Here is a 6,322-nt window from a genome sequence, read left to right on the forward strand (position 1 = left end):
TTAATACATGACGGTTCTTTATGAAGGAATATTAAAACAAAACGAACAACCATTTCACGTTACATTACTATCACTAGAGGACATCGAACAAATTTTATCACTACAAAACGTCGTAGTTGAAGCATTAGAAGATAAAAGTCGTTTACAACCACTCTCGCTAGAAGAGTTTCAATACATTCTAGAAGGAAATGGCATGATGATTGGTGCTTTTATCAAAAACGAACTCATCGCATTCCGTGCCCTACTCGTCCCTCCTATCGACGACGAACATTTAGGACTTGATATCGGATTGCCAGAAAGCGAACTACACCGCGTCATCTATCAAGAAATCTCAAACGTTCATCCGAACTGCCGAGGAAATGGCATGCAAAAAATATTAGCAAACGTCATCATGAACGAATTACAAAAAGAAGATGGCAAGTACGATTACGTTTGCTGCACGGTTGCACCTTTTAACATTCCTAGTTTAAAAGATAAGTTCGCGCAAGGAATGGAAATCGCTGCGCTGAAGGAGAAGTACGGCGGGAGTATGCGGTATGTTTTTGTGAAGGAGTTGCGTGAGAATAAGGAGACAGATGGGAAAGATGTGAAAAATGTTGCGATGAGTGATTTTAGTGAGCAAAAAAAATTACTTACTGAAGGCTATCGGGGCCATAAGATGGAAAATTATCATGAAACATATTCTGTTCAATTTAAAAAGTAAAAATCAAACTTTTACTTTTTAGAAACCAAGAGAGATGAAACCTTAACAATAATTAGGTTTCATCTCTCTTAAAAAACACATTTTAACGTCCATTTAAATCAGTTAAAAAAGTACTTAATTCATTTCCTGATTGAAATTTAAACGTATATCCATAATGTATAAGGCTTTTCCCTTTGTTCTTTCTCTTAGGGAATTGTCTTAACGCTGTATTATGGTATTTACCACTACTTCTATTCATTAAACTATCATTATTTTCTACAGTTTTAGGATTTAACACAATGCTAATTTCGACATTATGTAACAAATATACTACTTCTTTACTTTGGCTATTCTCAAATTCTATAGCCTTGCTAGTTTCTCTTATAAACGTATAATTATTTTCATCAAAAGCTGCATTTAACCCCTTCATTTCATACTCTCCCCTACTTCATGTTATATACTATTATTGTGATATAAACAGAAGTATCTGTCTAGCATTTCTCTGTCCCCTCTTTAAAATAATAATCACTACTAAACCGTCATCTTCCAACTCGATAATGCTAACCAGTTTTCCATTTCCTTATAATCAGGCATTATCTTTCCGACAAGACGCCAAAAAGAGCGATCATGATTTAAATGAACCATATGACACATTTCATGAACAACTACATAGTCAATTACCCTCTGAGGTGCCATCGCTAGCTTCCAATTGAATGTTAGTTGTAGATTTGAATCACAAGTTCCCCACGTACGACTACTATCTGTAATACGAATGGAACGCGGTTTTGTTTTAAAGTTACTTTGATGTGCTTTAATGCTCTTCTCTACTAACGCCTTACACTGCTTATAGTAAAATCGCTTTAAAGCTTGCTGGATTTTTTCATCCTTAAGCTCATTCACATAAATGTGTAGCTTATCCCCTTCAAAAACTGCATTGTCTTGCGTAATACTTGTATCTTGAGAAATCTGTATCGGATACGTACTTCCTAAATACAGAAAGCCCTCTCCTTGATCATAATCCTTTTCCTGGGGTCCAAGCGCTCGCTCTTGCATTTCCTTACGTGTTGTCTGAATCCAATCCCATTTCTCCTCTAGCAACTGGACTAAGTATTCAACAGGTGTACCTTTTGGAGCCTGCACTTCCACATTTCCATACGAATCTACAAAAAGACGCACGGACTTTTTCTTCTTATAAGTTATATGAAAATTAATTGTCTCACCTAAATATGTATGTACCATTTCATCACCTAACGTATTCGTTCATAATTATTTTTACAAATAAAAAAGAGTAGGATACAAACGTCCTACCCTACCTATTATATCATTTACTGTTTTAACATAAATGTTACAACGCTTATTTATTAGCCTCTATACTTTACAGCCAATCCCTTAATGAAATTCCTTGCGTATCTATCGCCGCACTCTTTGTAATGCTTATGGCCTTTCTTTCTTAATAAAGCGCCTAATTCTCCTTTTGTTACGATAACTCCTACGCTGTCTAATATATCAAGCACATCTTCACTCGTTAAAGATAGTGCAATTTTCATTTTCTTTAGAAGAAGGTTATTGGCACTCTCCTTGCTCTGTACAGGTGCCGGTTGCCCTGGTTTCGGATCTTGCTTTCCTCTTTTTAAAGTAATGAATCCATTTAAAAATGCCTCTAACATCATCATATCGCATGTTTTTACGTACTCATCTTCGATTACATCCGCATCTTCAGGTTCATGCTGAGGAGCTCTCTTTATTTTTGTAAGCATATCAACTACATCTTCTTTCGTTACTTCCATCCCGCCAAGTTTAAAGATTTCCACCATATCTATATCTCTTATATCTAAAGCATATCTTACTCTTTTTAATATATCGTTGTTGCTCATTGCCATTGTTTTTCCTCCTGAGATGTTGATTATAGTAATGCTTTTAGCATGTGTAAATTAATGTCGTTAAGTTACTACTTTAACATTTTAGAGGTTGTTTTTGTAGTCTTAGGTGGATTAATGCTTTTAGAGATGATTTTAAAACAGCAACGCTCCTTCCTTTGACGATGATATTAATAAAGCAAAAAGAACGGGATAATCGTGCGAAATTACGGATGGGGATTTACTATTAATTAACACACTTGAAAATGGACTAACCTGATATAGGTTAGTCCATTTCTTTTTATGCAACTCTAATTTAGTGGGCAACTCAAACATGAATGTTACGCAAAATTCAGGTGAAATATATTGATTATGTTTACTTAGGTTTTGCTTTTTATTTGTGGTATGGTTCACCGTAACTAATCTAAATGAGGTTATTGTTCATTATTTTTATAATTAAATTTAACAAAAAAGGTAGTACCTTCCGATCCTGTTTGAATTTCTATTTTTGCATTATGACGGGCAGCAATGGCATAACATACGCCTAACCCCAATCCAGTTCCATTATCTTTGGTCGTGTAAAATGGAGTACCCAGTTTCTCTAATACTTCAGGCCTGATACCTTTTCCTTGATCCTGCACTGCAAGCACCACACAATTTTGACCTTCCTTGTAGGTGCTAATGGTTAGAACTTTCCCTGTGCTCATCGCTTCTAAGCCATTACGGTATAGGTTTATTAATAATTGCCGTATCTCATTACGATTTAAAAGTAATTCCGGAATTTCATTTGTATCGACTTGAATATATTTATTTTGATTATACGTATCAATCTTTATTAAAGGAATAATATCGTGGATAATTGAATTTAAATCTAACATCTGCAAATCCGATTTCCTTGTATTACCCATTGAGAGAAATTCAGTAATAATAGAATTGGCACGGTCAAGTTCTTCAATCATTAAATTAAAGTACGTATTATGTTTTTCATAGATATTCTCTTCTTTTAATAACTGTAAAAATCCTCGTACTGTTGTCATTGGATTTCTAATCTCATGGCTGATACCTGCTGCCATTTGCCCTATTAAATCTATGTTGGATAACCTTTTCAATTCCTGCTCATATTGCTTTTTTTCCGTTATGTTTTTAAAAATACAACAAATACCATCATCATACGGGTATGCAATAACTTCGTGCCAATATTCATCAGAGATAGAAAAGAATTCGAAATGAACTGTAGTTCGCTCTGACATCGCACGATGAAATTCCTTATACATAACTGTGTCAACGCTACTCGGGAAAACCTCCCGTATATTCTTGCCTAATACATCTTTTGCTGTTTTTCTTTGTGGAAAATATTGATGCTTATTTACGTACGTAAATTCCCATTTATTATTCAAAGTAAAGAATCCATCCGTAATACTTTCAATCACACTTGTAACTTTTTCATTAGCAACAGCTAGTTCTCTCGTTCGCCCTTCCACCATGCTTTCAAGTTGATCCATATATAACAAGTTTGAAAATGTAGGAGCTGTGGCATCAACGATAGATTTTGCCAATTGAATTTGGGAATCATCGTAATTGTGAGCTTTTCCCTCTTTACCAACGACGATTACCCCTAATACTTCTCCCATTGAAACCAATGGAATCATCAGTAGACCCTTACTATCTATATTTTTTGTTTGAATAACCTCTTGGATTTTGGCTTCATAGCGTTTCTCCATCCAATCCGCTTCTGTCCAATCACAGTCCTTGCTTAACTTCGTTGTTTTAATCGTTGTTTTGTCTAACGGGTCTAAAAGGTGGGCAGCCACGTTTTTACTCTCTAAAATCTGTCCTAAGTAAAAAAAACATTTATCAAAACTCTCCTGTATCGAGGAACACATTGATAAATCACGGGTAACATTTAGTAACAGCTGCTTCTCGGCAATAAGGTTTTCCTTTTGTGTTAAATTATTTGCGTTTTGAATTGCGACCGCAGCCATATTTACATAAGCTTCAACACTTTGAATTTCTGAATCTGTTAAGTTCATTGGGGTTCCATAATCAAATAAAAAAACCAGACCGAATAACTCTTGTCCAAATGAGATAGGCAGGGCTAATAAGGACTTAATTTTGAACGCATCAACTGGTCTCGGATCCGGCCGATGATCCTTTGAGGTATCAGGGATATAGATGGTTTTTTTGGTTTCAATAACTTCTTTTGCCAGTAAGTCTATTTCAGGATCAATTACTTGAGTATCGAGCGTTACGCCATTTATGGTCTCTGGTTTTCCTGCAAACCCTCTAAATGTTCCATCTTCCTGGGGTAAATAAATTCCAACAGCGTTGCACCTAACAATCTCCTCTGATATCGCCATTGTTACACGCTGTAACACTTCACGTAGTTCTAATTTTGTATTTATTATTTTTGTTATATTCGCGAGCCTAGAATATCTCGCCTGATCACTTAACATTCACATGGCCTCCAATTATAGGCATAATAAAATAAACATGATACTATCATTGAAAATCAAGACCAACCTACCATTTTCACTTTTCTCCTGTATTCTTTTCTTACCCTTTTTTACATAGAATACCTCACTTACTTATGATACGGTTTACCTTAATTAAAATGAAACAGTGTAACTTTCAAAAGTTACACTGTTTCACTACCTTCTACCACATTAACACTCGCCTCAAACTTATCAAGCAATGCACGTACTTCATTCGTTGATTTCGTACTCATCAATTGATTTCTTAATTCAGCAGCTCCTGGGAAGCCTTTTACATAAATTTTGAAGAAGCGATGTAATCCTGTGATAGAGCGTGGTAATACTTCTGCATATTGATCTTGAAGATCAAGTTGTAGTCTTAAAAGATCTAGGTGTTCTTTACTGCTATGCTCTCTTGGCTCTTTTTCGAAAGCAAATGGATTTTTAAAGATACCTCGTCCGATCATTACGCCATCAATACCGTATTTTTCAGCAAGTTCCAGCCCAGTTTTACGGTCAGGAATGTCTCCGTTTATTGTTATTAGCGTATTTGGTGCGATACGGTCACGTAATTTTTTAATTTCTGGAATTAGCTCCCAGTGCGCATCCACTTGGCTCATTTCTTCTCTTGTACGTAAGTGAATAGAAAGGTTTGCGATATCTTGTTTGAAAATATGCGTTAACCAATCTTCCCATTCGCTTAATTCTTTAAAGCCCAGTCGTGTTTTTACGCTGACAGGTAGTCCGCCCGCTTTTGCTGCTTGAATAAGTTCTGCCGCAACGTCTGGACGTAGAATAAGGCCACTACCTTTTCCTCTTGATGCTACGTTCGGTACAGGGCAACCCATGTTAATATCAATACCTTTAAATCCTAACTCTGCCATACCAATACTCATTTGACGGAAATATTCAGGATTATCTCCCCAAATATGCGCCACGATCGGTTGTTCATCTTCTGTAAAGATTAAACGGCCACGTACACTTTTCATACCTTCTGGATGACAATAGCTATCCGAGTTTGTGAACTCTGTGAAGAATACGTCTGGGCTACCAGCTTCACTTACTACGTGACGAAAAACAACGTCCGTTACATCTTCCATTGGTGCAAGTACGAAAAATGGTCGTGGTAAATCACGCCAAAAATTATCTATCATTTCAAATTCAAATCCTCTCACTATGAATACAATTTCAAACTCTCAATTTATAATTTGTGAAAATCAGCAATATTTATTTTAACTAAAATCGCTGAATGGTATTTTTGTAAAGTGAAACTTTAATCAGTGGAGGTTTTCTTCATCCTCCACTGATTATTA

Annotated in this window: 6 protein-coding genes; 1 reads left to right on the plus strand and 5 read right to left on the minus strand. The window is 35.8% G+C overall.

Annotated features, from left to right (window positions below):
• Nucleotides 1–7 precede the first annotated feature (7 nt).
• On the plus strand, nt 8–703 hold the full coding sequence (locus KI356_RS03155; protein WP_212934786.1) for a GNAT family N-acetyltransferase: 696 nt from the start codon (nt 8–10) through the stop codon (nt 701–703).
• Between the two features lie 82 nt (nt 704–785).
• Here the strand turns inward: KI356_RS03155 and KI356_RS03160 are convergent, their stop codons facing one another.
• The 5 genes from KI356_RS03160 to KI356_RS03180 all read right to left on the minus strand — a co-directional run bounded on the left by KI356_RS03160 (nt 786) and on the right by KI356_RS03180 (nt 6,163).
• Nucleotides 786–1,112 (minus strand): hypothetical protein, encoded by a 327-nt coding sequence (locus KI356_RS03160; protein ID WP_002115691.1) that lies wholly within the window; start codon nt 1,110–1,112, stop codon nt 786–788.
• A 101-nt stretch (nt 1,113–1,213) separates the two neighbouring features.
• Entirely contained in the window at nt 1,214–1,921 is a 708-nt protein-coding gene (locus tag KI356_RS03165; protein WP_002115689.1) for a M48 family metallopeptidase, read from the minus strand.
• A 122-nt stretch (nt 1,922–2,043) separates the two neighbouring features.
• Nucleotides 2,044–2,562, minus strand: a complete 519-nt coding sequence (locus tag KI356_RS03170) for a YehS family protein (protein WP_002115688.1) — start codon at nt 2,560–2,562, stop codon at nt 2,044–2,046.
• A gap of 410 nt (nt 2,563–2,972) precedes the next feature.
• Nucleotides 2,973–4,991, minus strand: coding sequence for a GAF domain-containing sensor histidine kinase (locus KI356_RS03175; protein ID WP_212934787.1), 2,019 nt, complete (start codon nt 4,989–4,991; stop codon nt 2,973–2,975).
• A gap of 182 nt (nt 4,992–5,173) precedes the next feature.
• Nucleotides 5,174–6,163, minus strand: a complete 990-nt coding sequence (locus KI356_RS03180) for a tRNA dihydrouridine synthase (RefSeq protein ID WP_048560156.1) — start codon at nt 6,161–6,163, stop codon at nt 5,174–5,176.
• Nucleotides 6,164–6,322: the final 159 nt, after the last annotated feature.

The organism is Bacillus hominis, from assembly GCF_018332515.1.
Lineage (GTDB): Bacteria > Bacillota > Bacilli > Bacillales > Bacillaceae_G > Bacillus_A > Bacillus_A hominis.

Coding starts and splice junctions, on each gene's coding strand:
- KI356_RS03155 (WP_212934786.1), top strand. CDS start 8: ATGACGGTTCTTTATGAAGGAATATTAAAACAAAACGAACAACCATTT.
- KI356_RS03160 (WP_002115691.1), bottom strand. CDS start 1,112: ATGAAGGGGTTAAATGCAGCTTTTGATGAAAATAATTATACGTTTATA.
- KI356_RS03165 (WP_002115689.1), bottom strand. CDS start 1,921: ATGGTACATACATATTTAGGTGAGACAATTAATTTTCATATAACTTAT.
- KI356_RS03170 (WP_002115688.1), bottom strand. CDS start 2,562: ATGGCAATGAGCAACAACGATATATTAAAAAGAGTAAGATATGCTTTA.
- KI356_RS03175 (WP_212934787.1), bottom strand. CDS start 4,991: ATGTTAAGTGATCAGGCGAGATATTCTAGGCTCGCGAATATAACAAAA.
- KI356_RS03180 (WP_048560156.1), bottom strand. CDS start 6,163: ATGATAGATAATTTTTGGCGTGATTTACCACGACCATTTTTCGTACTT.